Origin of the sequence: Nguyenibacter vanlangensis, assembly GCF_013376155.1 — a bacterium.
Classification (GTDB): domain Bacteria; phylum Pseudomonadota; class Alphaproteobacteria; order Acetobacterales; family Acetobacteraceae; genus Gluconacetobacter; species Gluconacetobacter vanlangensis.
This window is the reverse complement of the sequence record NZ_JABXXP010000749.1, coordinates 1-1,310: the sequence shown is the minus strand read 5'-3', so window position 1 is coordinate 1,310 and position 1,310 is coordinate 1. Positions and strand designations below refer to the sequence as shown.

Annotated in this window: 2 protein-coding genes; both read right to left on the bottom strand. The window is 67.8% G+C overall.

The genetic code is table 11. The annotated features are described in order from the left end of the window. Positions 1-479, bottom strand: a 479-nt coding sequence (locus HUK84_RS18680; RefSeq protein ID WP_176641563.1) for a response regulator, incomplete at its 3' end; no start/stop codon positions are given. After that, positions 469-1,310: sensor histidine kinase (locus HUK84_RS18675; protein WP_246285774.1), on the bottom strand; the 842-nt coding region annotated here is incomplete at its 5' end. The genes HUK84_RS18680 and HUK84_RS18675, both read right to left, overlap by 11 nt.

Below are 1,310 nucleotides of genomic sequence, written 5' to 3'. Positions count from 1 at the left end.
GCCACCCGCTCGATCTGGTTGCGCACCCCCGCGATCACCGAGCTGTCGCCGGACAGCGTCGTCTCCGGCCCGGCGCGCAGCCGCAGTTCCGCATTCTCGCGCGCCAGGCGCGACGCCTCCAGCGCGCGGCGGATGACCAGCAGCAGCCGGTCGGACTGGAACGGCTTCTCGATGAAGTCATAGGCGCCGTGCTGCAGCGCCGCCACCGCGGTTTCGATCGTGCCGTGGCCCGAGATCATGATCGTGGGCACGGCCGGCTCCTCGCCCTGGATCGCCTTCAGGATGCCCAGCCCGTCCAGCCGCGAACCCTGCAGCCACACATCCAGGATCACCAGGGATGGCCTGCGGGCCCGAAACGCGCTGATCGCCGAATCCGAATCCCCCGCCAGCCTCGTCTCATAGCCTTCGTCGCGCAGGATACCGTCGACAAGCAGCCGGATGTCGGGCTCATCATCGACGATCAGGATCTCATGCCCCATGGTCGTCCTTTACAGGCAATATCAAAATCGAAACCGCTCCCCTCGCGTCCGGCCGGTCCTCCAGACGGATGCTCCCGCCGTGATCTTCCATGATTTTCTTGACGATCGCCAACCCCAGGCCGGTCCCTTTCGGCTTATGGGTCACATAGGGCTCGGTCAGGCGCTGCCGGTCTTCCTCCGGCAGGCCGATGCCGTCATCGGCCACCGAAAGCTGCGCCGCCGCCCCCTCGATCCGCAAGACAATCCGGACAGTCCCGGCAGGACCGGCCGGGTCCTGCGCAGCATCCCCGTCTTTTGGCACCATTGCAATGGCGTCCGTCGCATTCTGCAACAAATTGGTCAGGGCCTGCCCCAACAGGCGCCGGTCGCACGCCACCACCGGCCCGTGGTCGGGCAGGTCCGTCTCGTAGCGGATTTCGGGATGCGCGGTCCGCTGCAGGACCAGCGCCTCGCGCACGATGCGCGACAGGTCCTCGGGCCGGATGATCGGCTGCGGCATCCGCGCGAAGGCCGAGAATTCATCGACCATGCGCCCGATATCGCCGACATGCCGCACGATCGTGTCCGCGCACTGGCTGAACGTCTCGGGGTCCGAGGTGATCTCGCGCAGGAAGCGGCGCTTCAGCCGTTCCGCCGAAAGCTGGATCGGGGTCAGCGGGTTCTTGATCTCATGCGCGATGCGGCGCGCCACGTCGGCCCAGGCCGCCTTGCGCTGCGCGGCCTGCAGCTCGGTGATGTCGTCGAACGTGACCACATAGCCCGATGCGGTCCCCCGCGCCTCGGCGCCGATCCGCACCAGCAGGGTGCAGGCCCGCGCCCCGGCACCCACCT